The following is a 21,396-nucleotide window of genomic DNA, read 5'->3' as shown; positions in this document are numbered from 1 at the left end:
TCAGTTCGCCAGTGACCCGGCGACCAGCTTGGCAAACGCATCGGCCCGGTGGCTGATCGCATGCTTCTCCGCCGGATCGATTTCCGCATAAGTCAGTGTGTTACCGACCGGCACAAATACCGGGTCATAACCGAAACCGAGCCGCCCGCGCGGCGGCCAGGTCAGACTGCCCTGCGCGCGACCCTCGAACACTTCGGCATGGCCGTCGGGCCAGGCGAGCGCGAGGGTGCAGACGAAGCAGGCGCTGCGGTCGACATCCGGTCCCCGCTCGGCGAGCAGGCCTTCGACCTTGCCCATCGCCATATACCAGTCGCGGCCGGGATCGCCCTCGAACGCCTGTCGTTCGGCCCAGTCGGCGGTGTAGACGCCGGGACGTCCGCCGAGCGCCGCGACCTCGAGGCCGCTGTCGTCGGCCAGCGCGGGAAGCCCCGCCGCCGAAGCGCTTGCATGCGCCTTCAGCAGTGCATTCTCGCGAAAGGTCGTGCCCGTCTCCTCGGGCTCGGGTAGCCCGAGGTCGCCCGCCGACACCGGCTCGATCCCGAAAGGTTCGAGCAGCGCGCGAATCTCGCGCACCTTGCCTGCATTATGGCTGGCGATCACCAGCCGGCCGGGGGCGAGCCTCCGCGTCATCTCAGCGACCCGTCGCCTTGTCCTGCGCCGCGAAAATCTCGGCGCAGCCGATGCGCGCGAGGCGCAGCAGGCGCAGCAGGCCTTCTTCGTCATAGGTCGCGCCCTCGGCGCTCGCCTGCACTTCGACGATCTGGCCCTTCGCGGTCAGCACGAAATTGCCGTCGGCTTCGGCGACCGAATCCTCGTCATAATCGAGGTCGAGCACCGGCGTTCCATTATAGATGCCGCACGAGATCGCGCCGACCTTGTCGACGATCGGATCTTCGGCAATCGTCTTCGCCGCGAGCAGCTTGTCGATCGCGATGCGCAGCGCGACCCACGCGCCCGAAATCGATGCGGTGCGGGTACCGCCGTCGGCCTGGATGACGTCGCAATCGATGATGATCTGGCGCTCGCCGAGCTTCTTCATGTCGACGACGGCGCGCAAGCTACGCCCGATAAGCCGCTGAATTTCCTGCGTCCTTCCCGACTGCTTGCCTTTCGCCGCTTCGCGGCTGCCGCGCGTATGCGTTGCGCGGGGCAGCATGCCATATTCGGCCGTGACCCAACCCGCGCCCTTGCCGCGCATCCATGGCGGCACCTTTTCATCGACACTGGCCGTGACCAGCACCTTGGTGTTGCCAAAGCTGACGAGGACGCTGCCCTCGGCATGGATGGTGAATTCGGTTTCGATCGCGATGGGGCGCATCTGATCGGGCGCGCGGCCTGAGGGGCGCATAGAATGTCCTTTCGATTGGTGATTGCGGTGGCCCTTAGGCCGCTGCCCTCATTCGCTCAACCGCATCTTGAAGAATTCGAGGATTTCGTCGCGCGCCTGGACGGTCGGTTGCCCGGCTTCGTCGATCAGGTGGATGGTGACGACACTGTGCGGGTTCTTCATCGGGCTGTCGGGATTCGCCGCCACGTCGGGCAACACCTTGCCGATAAAACGGTCGCCGAGCGCATCTTCATAGGCGGCAAAGCGTGCCGCCTTGCAATATTTGTCGCCCTCGAAGCGGTAGGCGAGCACGGTCAGATCCTCTGCCTCCATCCGCGCCTTGACGGTCGCGAGTTCGTCCGGCGCGATGTGCATCCCCGCCGGATCGTTCAGCGGCAGTGACGGCTGCGCCAGCACCGGCGCGATCACCGAAGGCTCGAGCATCATCGACAGCGCAAAATTGCCGGTGAAGCACATGCCGATCGCCCCGACGCCCTTGCCGCCGCATTCCTTGTGCGCCAGCGCCGCGAGTGCGCGGAGCCACTGCGTCGCGGGGGAGCTTTCGTTCGCCTGAAAGGCGCGGAACTGGCGGCTGATGCATCCACCGATCATCGTGAACAACATGCGAGGCGCCCGCGGCACCGCGCCGTCCTTGCCGAAAATATGCGGCATATAGACGGTGAAGCCGGCATCGCGGACCCAACGCGCGAACCGCGCGACATGCGGGCTGATACCGGGCATTTCGGTCATCACGATCACTGCGGGGCCGCTGCCCATCGTGTAGACCAGATGCTTGCGGCCTAGCAGTGCGATCTCGCGATGGTCGAAATCGTCGAGCGGATCGTCGCGGTCGAGTGGCGGTGTCGTCATGATGGTCTCCCCCGCCAAAGGCTAACGCGACTTGCGCGCACTGGCCAGCAAAGCTTGCCCAGACCCCTCCCCGTCCCTAAATCCCCATTATGACGACACCCCCGATCACCGAATTGACCACGCGCGCGCGCGACGTGTTCCGCATGGTGGTCGACGCTTATCTGGAAACCGGCCAACCGGTCGGATCGCGCACCCTGTCAAAGCTCGCGGCGCTCAATCTCTCGCCCGCGTCGATCCGCAACGTCATGCAGGATCTCGAGGAATATGGCCTGCTCGCCAGCCCGCACACCAGCGCTGGCCGGCTTCCCACCGAACAGGGCCTGCGCCTTTTCGTCGACGGGATGATGCAGGTCGCCGAACCCAGCGCCGAGGATCGCGCGCAGATCGAGGCGAGCCTGTCCGACGCCGGCCCGATCGAAAGCGCGCTGGCGCAGGCGACATCGGCGCTGTCGGGGCTATCGGCATGCGCCGGTCTCGTTCTTGTTCCGAAGCATGAGCGCGTGCTGAAACAGCTCGCCTTCGTGCCGCTGTCCGCCAGTCAGTCGCTCGTCATCCTTGTCGCCGGCGATGGCGCGGTCGAGAATCGCGTTATAGATATTCCTCCGGGGCTCAATCCCTCGGCGCTGGTCGAGGCGGGCAATTATATCTCGGCGACCCTCAGCGGGTTGACGCTCGCCGAAGCGATGGCGCGGGTACGGCACGAGATCGAGGCCGAGCGGATCGCGATCGACCGCGCAGCGCAGGACCTCGTCAGCCGCGGGCTTGCCATATGGTCGTCCGACGGTACCGACCGCCCGGTGCTGATCGTGCGCGGACAGGCGAATCTGCTCGACGAGAGCGCGGTCGGCGACCTCGACCGCGTGCGCCAGCTGCTCGACGAGCTCGAAACGAAACAGGATATCGCGCAGCTGCTCGACAGCGCGCGCGACGGCGCAGCCACCCGGATTTTCATCGGCTCGGAGAATAAATTATTCTCGCTTTCGGGCTCGTCCGTGATAGCGGCACCCTATCGCGGATCGGACGGGCGCGTGGTCGGCGTTGTCGGGGTCATCGGCCCGACGCGCTTGAACTATGCCCGGATCGTTCCCATGGTGGATTTCACCGCACAATCGCTCTCCAGACTGATACGATAGGTTTATGACGAACATTGAAAACGACACGCCGGTCGACGACGGCGCGAACCCCGAAGCTGCCGAGGCAGCAGCCCCCGCAACCAGCGAGAATGAGGAGCTGGCACAGCTCGCCGACCAAGTCGCGGCGCTCCAGCAGGATCTGCTCTATGCCCGCGCCGAGACGCAGAATGTCACGCGCCGCAAGGACAAGGAAATCGCCGACGCGCACGCCTATGCTGCGACCAAATTTGCGCGCGACATCCTGTCGGTCGCCGACAATCTTGGCCGCGCGCTCGCCGCGCTCAGTGAAGAACAGCGCGCCGACGATGCGATCAAACCGTTGATCACCGGCCTCGAAGCTACCGAGCGCGAGTTGCTCAGCGTCTTCGAACGCAACGGCATTACCCGCATCGCCGCGATCGGCCTGCCGCTCGACCCCAACCAGCACCAGGCGATGCTCGAAATCCCGAGCGATCAGACACCGGGCACGATCGTGCAGGAAATGCAGGCGGGCTATATGCTGAAGGACCGCCTTCTGCGCCCCGCGATGGTGGCGGTGGCGAAGGCGGGGTAATCCGACCGCAAATCGCAGACAAAAAGAAACCCCGGTGAAAGCCGGGGTTTCTTTTTGTCTGCGATTACCGATTACGCCGCCTTGCGCATCTTCAGCAGCTTTTTCAGCACCATGTCGCGCTTCATCCGCGACAGATGGTCGATGAAGAGAATGCCTTCCAGATGGTCATGCTCGTGCTGGATGCACGTCGCCATCAGCCCGGTCATGCGTTCCCGATGCGGCTTTCCGTCTTCATCCTGCCAGTCGACGGTGACTTCGGCGGGGCGTGTCACATCGGCATATTGCTCGGGGACCGACAAACAGCCTTCGGAATAGACACTATGTTCTTCGCTCTCGTCCGAAAAGACAGGGTTGATGAACACCCGCGGCTCGCGGATCAACCTTTTGCCCTCCTCATCCTCGGGATCGAGTTCCTGCAGGTCGATGACGAGGATACGCTTCGCCACCCCGACCTGAATCGCCGCCAGCCCGATACCGGGGGCGTCGTACATCGTCTCGAACATGTCGGCGATCAGCGTCTTGAGCTCGGCGTCGAAGGTTTCGACGGGCTTCGAAATGACGCGCAGCCGGGGATCCGGGGTCTCTATGATAGGTAGGATGGCCATGAGGGCTCAGGTATGAATTCAAACGCCCGCCGTCAACCCACCGGCCGCCGTGCCCTCAAAGCCTGCGCCAGCGTTCCCTCGTCGAGATAATCGAGTTCGCCGCCGACCGGCAAACCATGCGCCAGCTGCGTCAGCCGCACCGGATAACCCTCGAGCCGCTCGGCGAGATAATGCGCGGTCGTCTGGCCCTCCAGCGTTGCGTTCATCGCGAGGACCACCTCGTCGATGCCGCCTGCGGCGACGCGCGCGACCAGCGCATCGATCGCAAGATCCTGCGGGCGAATGCCTTCCAGCGCCGACAACCGGCCGCCGAGGACATGATATTTGCCGGGAAAGAGCCGCGATTTATCGAGCGCCCACAGGTCCGACACTTCCTCGACGACACACAGGCTGCGGGAATCGCGGCGGGGGTCGGCGCAAATCGCGCAGGGATCGTGCGTGTCGACATTGCCGCAAATGCCGCAGGTCACGAGCCGCTCGGACACCGTCTGCAGCGCCGCGAGCAACGGCACGAATGCACTCTCGCGCTTCTTCATCAGGTGCAACACGGCGCGCCGCGCCGAGCGCGGACCGAGGCCCGGCAGGCGGGCGAGTTGCTGGACGAGTGCCTCTATCTCTTGCGATGCCATGACGGATGGTCTTAAGCGGCGCGCAAGAAATGACAATGCGCATCGCCTTTATGGGAACACCGCCCTTTGCGGTACCGACGCTTGCCGCGCTCCACGCGGCGGGGCATGAAATCGTGGCCGTTTACACGCAGCCGCCGCGCCCGGCGCAGCGCGGCAAGAAAGTGCAGCAGAGCGCGGTGCATGTCTGGGCCGAAGAACATGGCCTGCCCGTGCGTACGCCAAAGAGCCTGAGAGGCGCCGACGAACAGGCCGAATTCGCCGCGCTCGACCTCGATATCGCGGTGGTCGCGGCCTATGGCCTGATCCTTCCCTCCGCGATCCTCGATGCCCCGCGCGAAGGCTGTCTCAACGTCCATGGCTCGATCCTGCCGCGCTGGCGCGGCGCGGCGCCGGTGCAGCGCGCGATCCTGTCGGGCGATGCCGAGACCGGCGTGACGATCATGCAGATGGACGTCGGACTCGACACCGGCGCGATGCGGCTGATTGAAACAACGCCGATTGCGACCAAGACCGCCGGACAGCTTACCGAAGAACTCGCCGAAATGGGCGCGTTGATGATGGTGAAGGTGCTGAGCGATCTTCCCGCCTTTGCGCCCGAAGCCCAGCCGGGCGAAGGCGTCACCTATGCCGCGAAGATCGACAAGAGCGAAGCGCGGCTCGATTTCCTGACCAGTGCGGTGCAGGTCGAGCGGCAAATTCGCGCATTCAATCCGATGCCGGGCGCCTTCTTCGAACTCGAAGGCGAGCGTTACAAGATCCTCGCAGCCGAGGTCGTTCATCCCGCCGAGACCATTGCGGGCGCTACCCCCGGCGTAACGCTCGACGACAGCTTTGCCATCGCCTGCAATCCCGGCGCGATCCGCGCGGTGCGCGTCCAGCGCGCCGGCAAGCCCGCGATGGAGGCGGCGGAACTGCTTCGCGGACGTCCTATCGCAGCGGGCACTCGCCTCGCATGACGCGTTTCGCGCTCACCATCGAATATGACGGCCGGCCCTATATGGGCTGGCAGCGGCAGGTGCATGGCCCCAGCGTCCAGCAGGCGATCGAGGAAGCGATCCATCGCTTTACCGCCGAAACCGTTTCGGTGTTCAGCGCGGGGCGCACCGACGCCGGGGTGCACGCCATCGCGATGCGCGCGCATGTCGATATCGAAAAGCCGCTGACGCCGTTCAAGCTGACCGAGGCGCTGAACGCCCAGCTTCGCCCCGCGCCGATTGCCGTGGTCGGCTGCGAGATCGTCCCCGACGACTGGCACGCGCGCTTTGCCTGCGTCGGGCGCGCCTATGAATATCGCATCGTCAACCGCCGCGCGCCGCTGACGTGGGACAAGGGGCTGTCGTGGCAGGTCGCCCGCCCGCTGGACGCCGACGCAATGCATGCCGCAGCGCAGCAGTTGATCGGACTTCATGACTTCACGACGTTTCGCTCGGCGCATTGCCAGTCGCAAAGTCCGGTCAAGACGCTCGACAAGCTGACCGTCAGCCGCCACGGCGACGAGCTGATTATCGAGGCGGCCGCGCGCAGCTTCCTGCATCATCAGGTGCGCTCAATGGTCGGATGCCTCGCGATGGTCGGCTATGGTAAATGGTCGGCGCGCGACCTGAAGGCCGCGCTGGACGCGGCGGATCGTAACGCGCTGGGGCTGAATGCCCCACCCGACGGGCTGTATTTCGTGAGCGCGACCTATCCCTGAACTCCCTCTCCCCTAGAGGGAGAGGGACGAACGAAAAAGGGCGGCCCTTTCGGACCGCCCTTCCCTTTATCGCTGACCGACGCGCTTACACCTTTTCGGCGTAATAAAGCGGCGCATGCTCGTTGAGAATCTGGAGGATCTTCGCCTGCGCGGTCTTTTCGTCGCTTTCTTCCATCGCGCCCAGTTCGCGCGCGAGGCGGCTCGATGCCGCTTCGAAGATCTGGCGTTCCGAATAGCTCTGCTCGGGCTGGTCGTCGGCCCGGAACAGGTCGCGGGTCACTTCGGCGATTGACACGAGGTCGCCCGAATTGATCTTCGCTTCATATTCCTGCGCGCGGCGCGACCACATGGTGCGCTTGACCTTCGGCTTGGTCGTCAGGACCTGAAGTGCTTCCTTCAGCGTCTTGTCCGACGACAGCTTGCGCATGCCCACGCCTTCGGCCTTGTTCGTCGGCACGCGAAGCGTCATTTTTTCCTTTTCGAAGCGCAGGACATAGAGTTCGAGCTGCATGCCGGCGATTTCCGACCGCTGCAATTCGATGACGCGCCCCACGCCATGTTTCGGATAAACGACATAATCACCGACTTCGAACAAGAGCGTGCTTACGGACATGCAAATTCCTTTTGTTGTGCCTTGACCCCGATCTGAAAGTGCGACAACACCCGTGCATCCCGCCCTCTCGTGGAGGGGGATCTACATTCGGGCGGCACTAGCCAGTTCAGAGTGACAAGGGATATGGCTCCATCGGAACGCCGGAAAGCGCCCCAGCCCAGCGACGGGAAGAGGCAGAGTGTCGGCGCGTTGATATTTATTATAACAGATTCGCAACAAAATTGCCACCCCTGCGCGGAAATCCGCGGGATGGCGCCTTGACGCCGTCTGACAGCCGTTTCACGCTGGGACAAAGAGGCGGATGGGAATGAAGATATGAGCGATCAAGTCTGGTGGATTACGGGCGCCTCTTCGGGGATCGGTGCAGCGTTGGCGCGTGCGCTCGGCGCGCGCGGGGCGAAGCTGATCCTGTCGGCCCGGAATGTCGCGGCTCTGGAAGCCGTCGCCGCCGACTGCGGCACAGAGACGTTGATCCTGCCGTTCGAGGCGACCGACTATGATGCGATTCCCGCCATCGCCGATCAAGCCTGGGCGTGGCAGGGGCGCATCGAAGGGCTGGTCAACAACGCGGGCATCTCGCAGCGCAGCCTCGCGATCGAGACCGATTTTGCGGTCTATCAACGGATTATCGCCGTCGACCTGCTCGCCCCCATCGCGCTGACGCAGGCCTTGCTGCCGCGCATCGTCGGCGCCGGCGGTGGACAGATCATTGCGATATCGAGCGTCGCGGGCATCGCGGGCGTCCCGCTGCGCAGCGCCTATTCGGCGGCGAAGCATGGCATCATCGGGTACCATGACAGCGTCCGCGCCGAAAATGAGCATCTGGGGCTCAAGGTGCTGGTGGTCGCGCCCGGATCGGTTCGCACCAATGTCAGCCGCAACGCGCTGAACGCCGACGGCAGCACGCGCGGGGAAAGCGATGCCGCAATCGAAAACGGCCTGTCGCCCGATGAGGCCGCGGCGCAGATGCTCTCGGCAGTCGATGCCGGAACGCGTGAACTGATCCTCGCCGAGGGCGCCGAAGCGATGATTGCCGGCCTGCGCCGCAGCGACCCCGACGCGCTGTTCGACCGGATGAGCGCGATGGTTCAGGCGGGTTATGCGGCGCAGATGAAGGCGCAGCGCTAAGCTGTTACAACGCGGATAGAAAAAGCCCCGCCGGATCGCTCCGGCGGGGCTTGTCTTTTGCCCGCAGGCGGTGCGGATTTAGACCGCGCCGTGCGCCAGTGCCGCGAGGAGCAGGATCGCCACGATGTTGGTGATCTTGATCATCGGGTTCACCGCCGGACCCGCGGTATCCTTGTACGGATCGCCGACGGTGTCGCCGGTCACCGCGGCCTTGTGGGCCTCGCTGCCTTTGCCGCCGTGGTTGCCGTCTTCGATATATTTCTTGGCGTTATCCCATGCGCCGCCGCCCGAGGTCATCGAGATCGCGACGAACAGGCCACTGACGATGACGCCGAGCAGGAGTGCGCCGAGCGCTTCGAGCGCCGCCGCGGGGCCAGCCACGCCGCGGATCACGAAGAACACGACGATCGGTGCGAGCACGGGGAGCAGCGACGGGATGATCATTTCCTTGATCGCCGCCTTGGTCACCAGATCGACCGTACGCGCATAGTCAGGCTTCGACTCATAGGTCATGATTCCCGGGTTGTTCTTGAACTGGTCGCGAACATCCTTGACGACCTCACCCGCCGCGCGGCCGACTGCGGTCATGCCAAACGCACCGAAGAGGTACGGCAAGAGCGCGCCGAGCAGCAGCCCGACGATGACATAAGGCGACGACAACGAGAAAGTCAGTGGCTCGGTCAACCCGAGCTTGGCCGAATATTCTGTGATGTCGGCGGTATAGGTACCGAACAGCACCAGCGCCGCGAGACCCGCAGACCCGATCGCATAGCCCTTGGTCACCGCTTTGGTCGTGTTGCCCACGGCGTCGAGCAGATCGGTCTTCTCGCGAACGCTGTCATCGAGGCCCGCCATTTCGGCAATGCCGCCGGCGTTGTCGGTGACCGGACCATAAGCGTCGAGAGCGACAACCATGCCCGCGAGCGCGAGCATTGCGGTCGCCGCAAAGGCGATGCCAACGATGCCAGCGATCTGGAACGCGGCGATGATACCGGCGCAGATCACCAGCGTGGGTGCCGCGGTCGATTCAAGGCTGATAGCGAGACCCTGGATGACGTTGGTGCCGTGGCCCGTTTCCGAAGCCTTGGCGATCGAGCGCACCGGGCGATAATTGGTGCCGGTGTAATATTCGGTGATCCAGATGATCAGCCCGGTGATGATCAGGCCGAGCAGCGAGCAATAGAAGAGGTCCCAGCCATTGAATGTCTGACCCGTGATGTCGGTCGCCATGTCGCCTTTCAGGACATAGCTGGTCGAGAACCAGATCGCCGGAACCGACAGGACCGCGGTGACAAGGAAGCCCTTGTACATCGCGCCCATGACATTCTTGCCGCCACCAAGACGGACAAAGTAAGTGCCGATGATCGAGGTGATGATGCAGACGCCGCCCATCAACAGCGGCAGGCTCATCAGCGGAAGAAGCTGGTCGCCCGAGCTTTTCAGCAGCAGCGCCAACAGCACCATCGTGGCGCCGACGGTAACGACATAGGTTTCGAACAGATCGGCCGCCATGCCAGCGCAGTCGCCCACGTTATCGCCGACGTTATCGGCGATCACTGCGGGGTTGCGTGGGTCATCTTCGGGAATTCCGGCCTCGACCTTGCCGACAAGGTCGGCACCGACGTCGGCGGCCTTGGTGAAGATGCCGCCGCCGAGACGCGCGAAGATCGAGATCAGCGAGGCGCCGAAAGCGAGCGCGACGAGCGCGTCGACGACGGTACGGTCATCACCGCCAACGGTGAAACCACCGGGGCCGATCAGATACCAGAAGAAGACCGAGATCGCGAGCAGCGCAAGCCCCGCCACGAGCAGCCCGGTGATTGCGCCGGCGCGGAATGCCATGGTCAGGCCGGCCTGAAGGCTGGTCTGGGCCGCCGCCGCGGTGCGGACGTTCGCCTTCACCGAGATGTTCATGCCGACAAAGCCGGCGACCCCCGACAGAACGGCGCCGATGACAAAGCCCGTTGCCGAAATCGGGCCGAGGAAAAACCCGACCAGAACGGCGACGACGACGCCAACGATGGCGATGGTGCGATATTGACGGCCGAGATAGGCCTTGGCGCCTTCCTGAATGGCGGCGGCGATTTCTTGCATTTTTTCATTACCCGCCGATGCGCTGAGCACCTGCCGCGAGGTAATGAACCCATAGAGTACGGCCACCAGGCCGCACGCTATCGCGATCAAAACCGGATTCATGCGTGTCTATTCCTTCCCCATTGAGAAGGGCGAACGCAGAGATAACAGTCGAACGTCCGACTTATTGTTGCCGGCTCGCTCTCTCCCCTGATGCGACCGCCCCAAATTTGGACGCCGAGTTATGGGAAGAAAGAAAGCCAAGGGCAAGCCCGGTTATTCGGCGGCTTCCTGTGATTTCTGCCCTGCGTCCGGAGATGGGGGCCCGGCGTTCATGCCGCGCGCCGCGTCCAGCGCCTTTCGCGCTTCGTCCGCGGATTCGGTCTCTGGATCGAGCGCGAGCGCCCGCTCAAGCAGTTCGATCGCTCGCGCATTGTCAGGGTCGATGCCATTGCCTGTCTGATAGGCCCGACCGAGCGTGAAGCAGCTTTCGGACTCGCCAAATTGACACGCCCGGTCGAACAATTCGAGTGCCCGTTGGCGATCCTTGCGAACACCGCGTCCGTCGTTCACCAGCATCGCAAGATTTCCGCACGCGGCCGGCTCGTCGACCCCGCAGCTTTGCTGGAACAGCGCAAAAGCGCGTTTATAATCCCGCGGCATGCCCAGGCCGTCGCGGTGGAGCACGCCCAGATTATAGCAGGCATGTTGATCGTCGGCGTCGCAGGCGCGCCTGAAAAGTCGCGCCGCCTGTCGCTGGTTCGGGGCAACGCCCTTCCCGAGCGAATAGGAGGCGCCAAGGTTCGCGCATCCCGACATGCTGCCCAGATCGCAGGCCTGTTTGAACAGTCGCGCGGATCGCTTTGCGTCCTTCGGAACCCCGTCGCCGCCAATATAGGAGAGGCCGAGGTTCGAGCAGGCCGTCGCCTCTGCCGCCTGACATGCAAACGCATAATAGGACGCCGCCCGCTCGGCCGAACGCGCGACACCCCTTCCCTCGCCATAAGCATATCCCGCCATCGTGCAGCCCGACATATCGCCCAAATGGCAGGCGCGCGCGAAAAGAGGGGTCGCGCGTGTATCGTCCACGGGAACGCCGTCGCCTTCATTATAGATGGACCCGAGCCGCGTGCACGCATCGGCGTCGTCCGCCTCGCATTCGGCAGCGAGGACTGCGGTGCGATCTTCGGGCGATTGGTCGAGATCGATCGTCACCTCCGGGATCGTTTCGGCGGGCGCCTCGGGTTCGCTGGCCGCCTGAGCGGGTGGTGACATGCAGCAAAGCGACGCCAGACAAATCGCCCATATCACGCGAGCAACGCCGCCGCTCGCGCCTGTTCGGTCGATCATGTGTGCGTCCTTCTGCTTCGCCGGAATTGCCAAGCGGAAAGCCGCTATTGAGGCCTTGTGCCCCGCCATCGATCAGATTTCAAAGAGAAATTCTCGAACTGCGGACGTGCAGGATCGGCTAGTGCATGAAGCCAAGGCTGGCGGGCAACGCGATGCGCTGCGCCCGGTGGGTGAGCATAAGCCCCTCGCCCACCCCGGCATGGCCGATCGGCGTGACCATGATGTTCAGTCCCGCGGCGATATCGCGAATTGCCGCAGCGGCGCCCGGATCGGCAGCAAACAGCAGTTGATAATCGTCGCCCGCGGTTGCCGCCGCGAGCCGGGTGTCGAGCACATCCGGCCGCACCGCGAGCAGCGCGGCCGACAGCGGGATCGATTCGAGCATGATACCAAACTCGCATCCGCTCGCCTGCGCCATGCGCTGTGCGTCGATCAGCAATCCGTCGGACACATCCATCATCGCATGAACGTGCGGCACAACCGCCTGGCCAAAGGTCAGTTGTGGTTGCGGCCGCTTATAGGCGGCAAGGCAGGTCTCGTTCGCATCCTCGTGCCCCAGCCGCATCGCGAGGCCGAGCCCGGCGTTGCCGATCGATCCGGTGACCCAGATCTGGTCGCCCGGCCGGGCGCCGCTGCGCGAAGGCGCCCCGCCGGGCGGCGCGCGCCCGATCGCGGTCAGCCCGAAACTGCGCGGTGCGCCCGCCGGCACGCGCACCGTGTCGCCGCCGAGCAGGATGGCGCCGAATCGGCGCAGCGCAAGATCGAGCCCTTCGACGAACGCGGCATCCCACGCCTCGTCGCCCAGGCTGTAACCGACGAGCACGCCGATCGGCGCCGCGCCTTTCGCGGCGAGATCCGACAGATTCACTGCGACAAGTTTCCACGCGATGTCCTGCGGCGTGTCGTCGGGCAGGAAGTGGATGCCCTCGACGATCATGTCGTGGGTCAGGATCAGACCCTCCCACTCGGCCGCATCGTCGACGAGCCCGCGTGCGGCCGGATCGGTCGCGATGGCGCGCAAGCGGGTTATGAAATCGGCTTCGGACATCGATGAAGCCTAGAGGATACCGTTCCGGTATAAAAGATACCCAAGGATCCTCCCTGTCGCGAAGCGATGGGGAGGTGGCAGCGCAAAGCGCTGACGTAGGGGCCATAGCGCGACGTCGTCGCCCCTCCACTACTCGCTTTCAGCGAGCGCCCCTCCCCATGGCTGCGCCACAGGGAGGATTTCTCGTTACTTCGCCCGCGCATCCTTGCCGATCGCGTCGAGCAGGCCGTTGGCGAAACCAGCCTCGCGCGCGTCGAAGAACGCTTTTGCGACGTCTACATATTCGCTGACAACCGCGCCCACCGGCACATCGCCGCGCGCCATCAATTCATAAGAGCCCGCACGCAGGATCGCCTTCATCGTGCGGTCGAGCCGTTCCATCGACCAACCGCTAGCGAGCCGCCCGATGATCGCCGCGTCGATTTCGGGCAGACGCGCGAGCGTTCCCTTCACGATATCGTCGAAAAATTCGGTGTCGGCATCGGCATATTCCTCGTCTTCGATCGTCGCGCCGATGCGGTGCTGATGGAATTCGTGGATCAGCTTGGGCACGGGCGTTCCCTCCATCTCGTGCTGATAGAGCGCCTGGACGGCGGCGAGACGGGCGGCGGAGCGGGACTGGGAGCGTTTGTTCATGGTTCTTTTCTTATCTGAGACGCTGGCTGACCGAAAGCGCGTGGGCGGGAAGCCCTTCCGCCCCCGCCAGCGCGACCGCGGCCGGACCGATCGCGGCAAGGCTGGCTTCGTCGAGCGCGAGGAAACTGGTGCGTTTCATGAAGTCGCTGACCGACAGCCCGCTCGAAAAACGGGCGCGGCGGCCGGTCGGCAGCACATGGTTGGGACCGGCAACATAATCACCGATCGCCTCGGGAGTCTGGCGGCCGAGGAACACCGACCCGGCGTGGCGCACCTTGGCAAAGAGCGCATCGGCATCCGCGGCATCGACCGCGAGTTCGAGATGTTCGGGCGCGAGCCGGTCGCAAAGGGGGATCGCATCGGCGAGCGTGGGAACGATGACGATGGCGCCATTGGCGTCCCAGCTTTCGCGCATCGTTGCGGCGGTGGTCAGCGTCGGGATGATGGCGTCGACCGCTTGTGCGACGGCGTCGGCAAAGGCGATATCGTCGGTGAACAGGATCGACTGGCTCGTCGGGTCATGCTCAGCCTGGCTGAGGAGGTCGGCGGCGATGACGTGCGGCGCGTTCTTCGCATCGGCGACAACGACGATCTCGCTCGGCCCCGCGACCATGTCGATCCCGACGACGCCATAGACCTGCCGCTTCGCCTCGGCGACCCATGCGTTGCCCGGGCCGGTGACGACATCGACCGGGGCGATGCGGTCGGTGCCATAAGCCAACGCGGCCACCGCCTGCGCGCCGCCGATGCGCCAGATTTCGTCGACCCCGCCGATATGCGCCGCGGCCATCACGACAGGGTTCGTCTCGCCGCCGGGCGTCGGGGTCATCATCACGATGCGTTCGACCCCCGCGACCTTCGCGGGCAGGATGTTCATCAAGACTGACGAGGGATAAGCGGCACGGCCACCCGGAACATAGACCCCTGCGGCATCGACGGCATTCCAGCGCGCGCCGAGCCGGGCGCCCGTGGCGTCGCGATAGTCGCGGTTCTCCGGCAACTGCGCGGCGTGATAGGCGCGGATGCGGTCGGCGGCGAGATTGAGCGCATCGCGAAGATCGGGCTCCAGCGCTGCATAGGCCGCGGCGCACTCTTCTTTCGAGATGCTCCACCCGCTCGCGTCGAGATCGAAGCGGTCGAACTTCGCGGTATAATCGGCGAGCGCCGCGTCGCCATCGGCCTTCACCCGCGCGATGATAGCCGCAACGTCGGTGGAAACATCGGAATCGCTCTCGCGCCGATCATTGACCAGCGCGTCGAACTCGGCCGCGAAGCCGGGTTCGGAAGCATCAAGCCGCCGCATCGCCCTGCCCTACAGCCTGACGGAATCGCTCGACCAGCGCGGGGACTTCGGCCGAACGCAGCTTGAACGCCGCGCGATTGACGATCAGCCGCGCCGACACTTCGCTGATGATCGTCTGTTCGGCGAGTGCATTTTCGACGAGCGTACGCCCGGTCGAAACCAGATCGACGATGTGCGAGGCGAGGCCCAGCTTCGGCGCGATTTCCATGGCGCCGTTCAGCTTGATGCATTCGGCCTGGATGCCCTGCGCCTCGAACCAGCGGCGCGTCGTCCCGGGATATTTGGTCGCGACGCGGATATGGCTTTCGCCCAGTCCCGGCGGCGCACTGCCCTCCGGTCCGGCCAGCGACAGGCGGCAATGGCCGATGCCAAGGTCAACGGGGGCGTAGAGCTCGCTGTAATCGAACTCGTCGACGACATCCGATCCGACGATGCCGAGCTGCGCCGCGCCATGCGCGACAAAGGTCGCGACGTCGAACGCGCGCACCCGGATCAGCGAGATATGCGGCTGGTTCGTCCCGAACACCAGCGCGCGGCTCTTCTTGTCGAAAAAATCCGCTGCCGGCTCGATCCCGACGCGCGCCAGCAGCGGCAGCGCCTCGTCGAGGATGCGCCCTTTCGGGATAGCAAAGATGATCGGTTCGGGCATAAGCTCGCGCCCATAAGCATTGAAGGGAAAAAGGGCAATGAGCGAGCGCTACCAAATGGTCGACATGGCCGAGACCGGGCCCAAGGCCGTGCGCACCGCTTTTGCCAATCAGGTCGCCTATTGCCGCGCCAATGATGCCCGCGTCACCGCGCGCGTCGTCGCGGCCCTGAACGCGCTTCTCGACAAGCCGGCGAGCGAATTCGCCCGCCGCATCGCCGACTGGCAGGGTGCCCCGCTGTCCGATGCCTTGCCCCTCCGCGCCGCCGGAGGCGTCCACGCCCTGCACCTGTCCGGCACCGCGCATGAACTTGCACCAATCTATGCCGACGCCGAAGATATTAACGATACGGCGATTGTCGCCGGGGTCGTTGCCCGGCACGAGACGACGCTGTTGCCGTGGCTCGATGGCCCGCCGCAAACCAACGAGGCGGGCCGCTCGTCGAATTTTATCGCGGCGATGCTGTGGCTTGCCGACCAGGGCCTTCCTCCCCGCTTCGACTGCCTTGAGATCGGATCGAGCGCCGGGATCAATTTGATGCTCGACCGCTATCACTACGACCTTGGCGGCGTGCATGTCGGGCCGCAGCCCGGCGCGATGGCGTTCACCCCCGACTGGCGCGGCGCGCACCCGCCGCAACATGGAATCGAATTCGTCGGACTGAAGGGCTGCGACGTCGCGCCGGTCGATCTGACCGACCCGGCGCAGGCGCTGCGGCTCAAAGCCTATATCTGGCCCGAACACATGATCCGCTTTGCCCGAATGGAAGCGGCTATCGCCGAAGCGCACGAGGCAGGGCCGAACCTCGTCCGCGCCAATGCCGCCGATTTCATCGAGGCCGAGCTGGCGAAACCGCAAGCCGCAGGCACGACGCGCGCACTGATGCACTCGATCGTCTGGCAATATGTCCCCGCCGACCAACAGGCCCGCGTCACCGCGGCGATGGAGGAAGCCGGTAAGCGGGCGACCGCCGACCGCCCGCTGGCATGGATCGCGCTGGAGGCGAACCGGACGGTCCATCATCATGAACTGGTCGTGCGCTATTGGCCGGACGGCGGCGAACCGCACAAGCTGGCGCATGCCCATGCGCATGGCGCGTGGATCGAGTGGCTGGCCTAGCTAGAGTCGCGCTTCCAGCTGCGCGAGCAGCGCCCGCACCGGGGTGACTGCGGGCGGAGCGTCCCACCCCGCCTCGATCGCCGCGATCCGTTCGAACAGGCGCTCGCTCGCCGATATGATCCGGCGAACCGACGCGTCGAACCCTGCACACGCATCCCAGTCGGCAGCTACCGCCTCGCCGATCCGCGCTGCGCTGTCGCGTGGCCCCGCCCCCGGATCGCCCGCGAACATCGCGCGCCGGTGGAGCAGCCAGGCGATGATGTGCATCAGGCGCGTCGTCGTCTTCAGCGATTCGCACGCCAGGCCGATCTGCGCCATCGCGTCGCCATGCGATTTGCCCAGATCGCGCTGCGCGGAAAAGGCGGCATGCGCCTCATCGGCGAGCAGCATCGCCTCGACATAGAGATTTTCGACCTGTGCGCGCTGCACCGGCACATCGATTGCCATCATGTTCGTTCGCCCACCGACCATGAATGCGAGATGCCACGCCTTCGGCGAGGTCCGCAATGGTGGTAACCATGAAATTTCGGCGATGCCCCGTCCCGTTTTAATTCAGGCGGTTAACTGGGCGCTCAAGCGATGATATCGGGAACCAGCTGGTCCTCGCACCAGGCGATCTCGTCGCGCAGCCGCAGCTTGCGCTTCTTGAGCCGTGCCAGCTGCAGCTGGTCGGGGATCGCCGCGGTGCCAAGCGCAATGATCGCCGCATCGAGGTCGCGATGCTCGATACGAAGCAGTTCCAGGCGTTGGGTAATTTCTTCGGGGCTCACATCGCCTCCCTGCCACGTTCACCACTGGTCCGCAACGGCGACCGCTTGGCCGAATCGGCACGACATGGGAGCGATTTCGTGATTTAATTCGTGCTGCCCATCGAGTCGAAAAGGAGAATGCCAATGAGCACGTCGCACCTTTCCACCTTGAAGTCCCGCCACGCGGACATCGATGCGAAACTTGCGAATGAAGAGCGCCGTCCCGCCCCCGATACCGGACTGGTCGCGCTGCTCAAAAAGCGGAAACTCAAACTGAAGGAAGAGATGCTCGCGATCGGTTGACGATCGCCAGCGCTATCGCCCCGCTGATGCAGCCCTATGCAGGACGCATCAGCGCCGGCGGTAGAGTGGGCCCGCATTGAGGCCCGTGCGCCGCAAATGCGGCGGCAAATCGGATTGTGAAACCACCTGACGGCGAACCGCCTGCGGATCGACCGGCCGGTCGAACGCAATTCCGAACTTGCCTTCACCCGCCCAGATCACCCGGCCCGCAACCGGGCCGACGTTGCGCAGGTCGACCTCGACCGCCGCGCCCTGCGCGATCTGGATCTTGGCTTCTGCCAACATGCCGCCGGGCGACAGGTTGCGCACGCGCACGACAATCGGGTCGCTGCGGCCGGCCAGGATCAGGCCAGCCTGCATGAACAGGCTATCGCGATCGGCGCCGCGCGACAGTGCCGCGACTTCCTCGTCCACCGATGTCGGTCCTTGCGAATCCATTGGCGCCCCGTTCCTCATATTATCGAGGAGCGGAATCTAGGCCTTGGTCGTTGCGGAATCGTAAATGAAGACGGGCCGTTCTACCGATTCAACGATTAATCTTCGCGTGAAATCCGTTCGTTGCGCTCGTGGCGCTCCTGCGCTTCCAGCGTCATTGTCGCGATCGGACGCGCCTGCAGGCGGGCCAGCGAAATCGGTTCGCCGGTCACCGCGCAATAGCCATATTCGCCCTCTTCGATGCGGCGAATCGCCGAATCGATCTTGGCGATCAGCTTGCGCTGGCGGTCGCGGGTGCGCAGTTCGATCGCCCAGTCGGTCTCGCTCGATGCGCGGTCGGCGAGATCGGGTTCGCGCAGCGGGCCATCCTGAAGATGCGCCAGCGTCGATTCGGATTCGGAGAGGATCGATTTTTTCCAGGCGAGGAGCAGGCCGCGGAAATAGTCCTGCTGCCGCTCGTTCATAAACTCTTCGTCGTCGGTGGGGACATAGTCCGAATCGAGATTGGATTTGGCTTCGCGAAGCGCGTCAGCGCCAACGTCGGCAATCTTGGTCGGCATGAGGGGCCCTCGCGTCCTTTCCTGTCACCCTGCTGGCCGCCAAGCGGTGCAGGGAGTGGCGCGGCCTATAACCAGCCGCTGGCGACGATACAAGCGCCGAAGCTGGCGATAGCGACGACCCGTGAAGCGGGGATGAACCGCGGACACCACGGCAGTGATTCTGACACCCGATCCGGACAAGCCGGACGCAGCCTGGCAGGGGCAATTTAGGTCCGAAGATTAACCAATCGCATAGAATTGTTGCAGTATCCGTTCTGTTTTGGGACAGATACCGGGATTTTGATTGATTCCGCGTCCCTTTTCCCGCTCTCGGACAGGCAAACGCGGTTAACACAATTGCCGCGTTCATAAAGCTTTGGCCTTTTGGGTTATAGCGAAGCCGAAATTGGGTGTCGGTCGATGGCGCTTCGCACCTGCAACGGGAAAGAAAGAGAAACCTATGTCTGTCCGAATGGCCCTCGCCAAGCTTTGCGCCTGCACCTGCGGCGGCGCGATTATCGGTAGCGGCGCAATGCAGATCACGGACGTCCCGAAGGCACGCGCCCAGACAGTCCAGTCCTGCTCGCCCTGCGTTGGCAAGAAGGTCGTTCGCAAACGCCACGCCGCGCGCAAGCCGGTGAAGCGCGTGCGCCGCGTCGTCACGACCAAGCGCATCATTCGTACCGCGACCCCGCAGACGCAGGTCGTGACGCAGACGATCCCGCTGCCCCCGATTCCCTACGCCCCTTTCCCGCGCGGCGGTTTTGAAGGCGGCAGCAGCGGCGGCGGCGTCACCGTAGTCGGCGGCGGCTTTGGCGGCGGATTCGGCGGAGGCTTCTTTGGCGGCTTCTTCGGCGGCAGCAGCGGTGGCGGCAGCAGCGGTTCCATCGTCGTCACCTCGACGACCACCGGCGGTCTCAGCACCACGTCGAGCACATCATCGGGCGTATCGACCTCGACGGGCGGCGTTTCGACATCGACCGGCGGCGTCAGCACATCAACGGGCGGCGTTTCGACCTCCACCGGCGGCGTGTCCACATCGACCGGCGGCGTTTCGACGTCGACTTCGACGGGCGGCGTCTCGACCTCGACCGGCAGCGTCAGCACTTCGACCTCTTCGGGTAACGTCTCGACCTCGTCGGGCAACGTCAGCACCTCGTCGTCGAGCAGCAGCTCATCGTCGAGTTCGTCCTCCTCTTCCTCATCGTCGAGCTCGTCCTCGTCGGGCGGTAGCTCGTCCAAGGGCAGCTCAGGTTGGGGCAGTTCGTCGAAGGGCGGATCCTCGCATGGCAGTTCGGGCTGGGGCAGCTCGTCGCGCGGCGGCAGCTCGGGCGGTTCGAGCAGCAGCTCGGGCGGCAGTTCGTCTTCCAGCAGTTCGTCCTCGTCGAGCAGCAGCACGTCGAGCGGCGCGACCTCGTCGGGCGCGACCGGCGGCAGCAGCAGCTTCGGTTCGACCGGCAGCACCTCTTCTTCGTCGTCGAGCAGCAGCTCGTCTTCCAGCTCGTCCTCATCGAGCTCGGGCGGCAGCAGCAGCCATGGCGGGTCGTCGGGCGATCCGACCCCTGTTCCCGCGCCGCCGATGATGCTATTGTTCGGCGCTGCAGCCGCTGCGCTTGTCGCGCGTCGCCGTGCGGCGAACCGCAACGACAGCGACGCCAAAGCGGCTTAAGAGATCCACTGGCGGTTTGGGGGGCTAACCCGGACCACCGACCTAAGGGCCGCCCTTCGGGACGGCCCTTTTTTATGTCCAGCCTCAATTAGTTTGCCATCCGGAAAACCATCTATATAGTTTCCCACATGGTGAACCAAAAAACCTCGCTCGATTCGCTCTTCCACGCGCTCGCCGACCCGACGCGCCGCGCGGTCGTCAGCCACCTGCTCAAAGGCCCCGCGCCGGTAAAGCGGCTGTCCGAACCGTTCGAAATGGGCCTCCCCGCCTTCCTCAAACATTTGACGGTGCTCGAGGCATCGGGGCTGATCCGCACCGAAAAACAGGGCCGCGTCCGCACCTGCCGCGTCGATGCCGAACGGCTCGCGGCGGCGGAGGGCTGGCTCTCGCAGCAACGCGCCATCTGGCAGGGTCGCACCGACCGCCTCGCCGACTTCGTCGAATCACAAACGCCCGCGGAGGAAAAATGATGACCAACGACACGACTCTCACGATCGCCCGTCTGATCGCCGCGCCGCCGTCGGCGGTATGGAATGCGTGGAGCGTGCCGGAGAATCTCGCCAAATGGTGGATCCCCGCGCCAATCGAATGCCAGGTTGTCACACTCGACCTCAGACCCGGCGGCGGATTTGTGACCCGGATGCGCGACGAAGGCGCTGCCGATTTCCAGCCGCACGTCGACGGCTGTTTCCTCGAAATAATTCCCGAAAAGAAGCTCGTCTTTACGACCGTGCTGACTGAGGGCTGGCAGCCCGCCGAGCCATGGCTCGCGTTGACCGCAATCCTTACCTTCGAAGCGCAGGACGGCGGCACCCTCTATTCGGCGGACGTGCTCCACAAAACACCCGAGGACAGCGCCAAGCATGACGAGATGGGCTTCCAGCAGGGCTGGGGCACTGCGATCAGCCAGCTGGCGGGGTTGGTAGAACGCTAACACGGGCTTGCACCCCCCGCTCAGCAACGTCATAGCGCGC

The 21,396-nt window shown here is 64.5% G+C and carries 26 protein-coding genes; 9 read left to right on the top strand and 17 right to left on the bottom strand.

All coding sequences use genetic code 11. The features are described 5' to 3' along the window. Genes rdgB through AC3A43_RS16275 form a run of 3 tightly spaced genes read right to left on the bottom strand, consistent with a single transcriptional unit; the run spans position 1 to position 2,197 of the window. Positions 1–630, bottom strand: a complete 630-nt coding sequence (gene rdgB / locus AC3A43_RS16285; protein WP_487793593.1) for an RdgB/HAM1 family non-canonical purine NTP pyrophosphatase — start codon at positions 628–630, stop codon at positions 1–3. A gap of 1 nt (position 631) precedes the next feature. Further along, entirely contained in the window at positions 632–1,348 is a 717-nt protein-coding gene (gene rph, locus AC3A43_RS16280; RefSeq protein ID WP_487793592.1) for a ribonuclease PH, read from the bottom strand. A gap of 48 nt (positions 1,349–1,396) precedes the next feature. Next, the gene (locus AC3A43_RS16275) at positions 1,397–2,197 is read right to left on the bottom strand and encodes a dienelactone hydrolase family protein (protein WP_487793591.1); all 801 of its coding nucleotides are present in this window, start codon (positions 2,195–2,197) and stop codon (positions 1,397–1,399) included. 89 nt (positions 2,198–2,286) lie between these two features. On the opposite strand from AC3A43_RS16275, the gene hrcA reads away from it, so the two are divergent. Then, on the top strand, positions 2,287–3,330 hold the full coding sequence (gene hrcA, locus AC3A43_RS16270) for a heat-inducible transcriptional repressor HrcA (protein WP_487793590.1): 1,044 nt from the start codon (positions 2,287–2,289) through the stop codon (positions 3,328–3,330). A 4-nt stretch (positions 3,331–3,334) separates the two neighbouring features. Continuing rightward, positions 3,335–3,883 carry a nucleotide exchange factor GrpE gene (grpE, locus tag AC3A43_RS16265; RefSeq protein WP_487793589.1) on the top strand — a complete coding sequence of 183 codons (549 nt, stop codon included), beginning with the start codon at positions 3,335–3,337 and terminating at the stop codon, positions 3,881–3,883. 71 nt (positions 3,884–3,954) lie between these two features. On the opposite strand, the gene def is transcribed toward grpE, so the two are convergent. Together def and recR are read right to left on the bottom strand one after the other, a co-directional pair. Continuing rightward, positions 3,955–4,488: a peptide deformylase gene (gene def / locus AC3A43_RS16260; RefSeq protein WP_487793588.1), complete on the bottom strand. Its 534-nt coding sequence runs from the start codon at positions 4,486–4,488 to the stop codon at positions 3,955–3,957. Between the two features lie 32 nt (positions 4,489–4,520). Continuing rightward, positions 4,521–5,117 (bottom strand): recombination mediator RecR, encoded by a 597-nt coding sequence (recR, locus tag AC3A43_RS16255; protein ID WP_487793587.1) that lies wholly within the window; start codon positions 5,115–5,117, stop codon positions 4,521–4,523. A gap of 35 nt (positions 5,118–5,152) precedes the next feature. On the opposite strand from recR, the gene fmt reads away from it, so the two are divergent. Then, the gene (gene fmt, locus AC3A43_RS16250; RefSeq protein WP_487793586.1) at positions 5,153–6,073 is read left to right on the top strand and encodes a methionyl-tRNA formyltransferase; all 921 of its coding nucleotides are present in this window, start codon (positions 5,153–5,155) and stop codon (positions 6,071–6,073) included. Continuing rightward, the gene (truA, locus tag AC3A43_RS16245; protein ID WP_487793585.1) at positions 6,070–6,810 is read left to right on the top strand and encodes a tRNA pseudouridine(38-40) synthase TruA; all 741 of its coding nucleotides are present in this window, start codon (positions 6,070–6,072) and stop codon (positions 6,808–6,810) included. Before fmt ends, truA begins: the two co-directional genes overlap by 4 nt. 85 nt (positions 6,811–6,895) lie before the next feature. On the opposite strand, the gene AC3A43_RS16240 is transcribed toward truA, so the two are convergent. Further along, on the bottom strand, positions 6,896–7,423 hold the full coding sequence (locus tag AC3A43_RS16240) for a CarD family transcriptional regulator (protein ID WP_120215896.1): 528 nt from the start codon (positions 7,421–7,423) through the stop codon (positions 6,896–6,898). A gap of 315 nt (positions 7,424–7,738) precedes the next feature. Here AC3A43_RS16240 and AC3A43_RS16235 point away from each other — a divergent pair, with 315 nt between their 5' ends. Further along, positions 7,739–8,551: an SDR family NAD(P)-dependent oxidoreductase gene (locus tag AC3A43_RS16235; protein ID WP_487793584.1), complete on the top strand. Its 813-nt coding sequence runs from the start codon at positions 7,739–7,741 to the stop codon at positions 8,549–8,551. 78 nt (positions 8,552–8,629) lie between these two features. On the opposite strand, the gene AC3A43_RS16230 is transcribed toward AC3A43_RS16235, so the two are convergent. The 6 genes from AC3A43_RS16230 to hisG form a co-directional block, all read right to left on the bottom strand. Further along, complete coding sequence (locus AC3A43_RS16230; RefSeq protein WP_487793583.1) at positions 8,630–10,747, bottom strand: sodium-translocating pyrophosphatase; 2,118 nt, start codon at positions 10,745–10,747, stop codon at positions 8,630–8,632. 153 nt (positions 10,748–10,900) lie between these two features. After that, on the bottom strand, positions 10,901–11,974 hold the full coding sequence (locus tag AC3A43_RS16225) for a tetratricopeptide repeat protein (protein ID WP_487793582.1): 1,074 nt from the start codon (positions 11,972–11,974) through the stop codon (positions 10,901–10,903). Between the two features lie 118 nt (positions 11,975–12,092). After that, on the bottom strand, positions 12,093–13,022 hold the full coding sequence (gene thiL, locus AC3A43_RS16220) for a thiamine-phosphate kinase (protein WP_487793581.1): 930 nt from the start codon (positions 13,020–13,022) through the stop codon (positions 12,093–12,095). Positions 13,023–13,208: 186 nt separating this feature from the next. Then, positions 13,209–13,658: a transcription antitermination factor NusB gene (gene nusB / locus AC3A43_RS16215; RefSeq protein WP_487793580.1), complete on the bottom strand. Its 450-nt coding sequence runs from the start codon at positions 13,656–13,658 to the stop codon at positions 13,209–13,211. Between the two features lie 10 nt (positions 13,659–13,668). After that, positions 13,669–14,961 carry a histidinol dehydrogenase gene (gene hisD, locus AC3A43_RS16210; protein WP_487793579.1) on the bottom strand — a complete coding sequence of 431 codons (1,293 nt, stop codon included), beginning with the start codon at positions 14,959–14,961 and terminating at the stop codon, positions 13,669–13,671. Continuing rightward, the gene (gene hisG, locus AC3A43_RS16205; protein ID WP_487793578.1) at positions 14,948–15,610 is read right to left on the bottom strand and encodes an ATP phosphoribosyltransferase; all 663 of its coding nucleotides are present in this window, start codon (positions 15,608–15,610) and stop codon (positions 14,948–14,950) included. The genes hisD and hisG overlap by 14 nt, the downstream gene beginning before the upstream one ends. A 37-nt stretch (positions 15,611–15,647) precedes the next feature. Between hisG and AC3A43_RS16200 the strand changes: the two genes are divergently transcribed. After that, positions 15,648–16,727 (top strand): DUF2332 domain-containing protein, encoded by a 1,080-nt coding sequence (locus AC3A43_RS16200; RefSeq protein ID WP_487793577.1) that lies wholly within the window; start codon positions 15,648–15,650, stop codon positions 16,725–16,727. Here AC3A43_RS16200 and AC3A43_RS16195 read toward each other — a convergent pair whose 3' ends face one another. Both AC3A43_RS16195 and AC3A43_RS16190 read right to left on the bottom strand, forming a co-directional pair. Next, a complete protein-coding gene (locus AC3A43_RS16195) occupies positions 16,728–17,177 on the bottom strand; it encodes a DUF1465 family protein (protein ID WP_487793576.1) in 450 nt (149 codons plus the stop codon). It lies immediately after the preceding gene. Positions 17,178–17,299: 122 nt separating this feature from the next. Beyond that, the gene (locus AC3A43_RS16190) at positions 17,300–17,497 is read right to left on the bottom strand and encodes a YdcH family protein (protein WP_487793575.1); all 198 of its coding nucleotides are present in this window, start codon (positions 17,495–17,497) and stop codon (positions 17,300–17,302) included. Positions 17,498–17,620: 123 nt separating this feature from the next. Here AC3A43_RS16190 and AC3A43_RS16185 point away from each other — a divergent pair, with 123 nt between their 5' ends. Continuing rightward, complete coding sequence (locus AC3A43_RS16185; RefSeq protein WP_487793574.1) at positions 17,621–17,779, top strand: DUF465 domain-containing protein; 159 nt, start codon at positions 17,621–17,623, stop codon at positions 17,777–17,779. A gap of 48 nt (positions 17,780–17,827) precedes the next feature. Here the strand turns inward: AC3A43_RS16185 and AC3A43_RS16180 are convergent, their stop codons facing one another. The 3 genes from AC3A43_RS16180 to AC3A43_RS16170 all read right to left on the bottom strand — a co-directional run bounded on the left by AC3A43_RS16180 (position 17,828) and on the right by AC3A43_RS16170 (position 20,397). Beyond that, positions 17,828–18,217: a PilZ domain-containing protein gene (locus AC3A43_RS16180; RefSeq protein ID WP_487793573.1), complete on the bottom strand. Its 390-nt coding sequence runs from the start codon at positions 18,215–18,217 to the stop codon at positions 17,828–17,830. A 95-nt stretch (positions 18,218–18,312) separates the two neighbouring features. Continuing rightward, the gene (gene dksA / locus AC3A43_RS16175) at positions 18,313–18,774 is read right to left on the bottom strand and encodes an RNA polymerase-binding protein DksA (RefSeq protein WP_487793572.1); all 462 of its coding nucleotides are present in this window, start codon (positions 18,772–18,774) and stop codon (positions 18,313–18,315) included. Between the two features lie 717 nt (positions 18,775–19,491). Continuing rightward, positions 19,492–20,397, bottom strand: coding sequence for a hypothetical protein (locus tag AC3A43_RS16170; RefSeq protein WP_487793571.1), 906 nt, complete (start codon positions 20,395–20,397; stop codon positions 19,492–19,494). 153 nt (positions 20,398–20,550) lie between these two features. Between AC3A43_RS16170 and AC3A43_RS16165 the strand changes: the two genes are divergently transcribed. Both AC3A43_RS16165 and AC3A43_RS16160 read left to right on the top strand, forming a co-directional pair. Next, positions 20,551–20,892, top strand: coding sequence for an ArsR/SmtB family transcription factor (locus AC3A43_RS16165; RefSeq protein ID WP_487793570.1), 342 nt, complete (start codon positions 20,551–20,553; stop codon positions 20,890–20,892). After that, complete coding sequence (locus AC3A43_RS16160) at positions 20,889–21,356, top strand: SRPBCC domain-containing protein (protein ID WP_487793569.1); 468 nt, start codon at positions 20,889–20,891, stop codon at positions 21,354–21,356. Before AC3A43_RS16165 ends, AC3A43_RS16160 begins: the two co-directional genes overlap by 4 nt. The last annotated feature ends 40 nt before the right edge of the window (positions 21,357–21,396 follow it).

The sequence above is a fragment of the Sphingopyxis sp. Soil_C_28 genome (genome assembly GCF_057657055.1).
The sequence above is the reverse complement of the archived record's forward strand: the minus strand, read 5'-3'. Positions and strand labels throughout refer to the sequence as shown.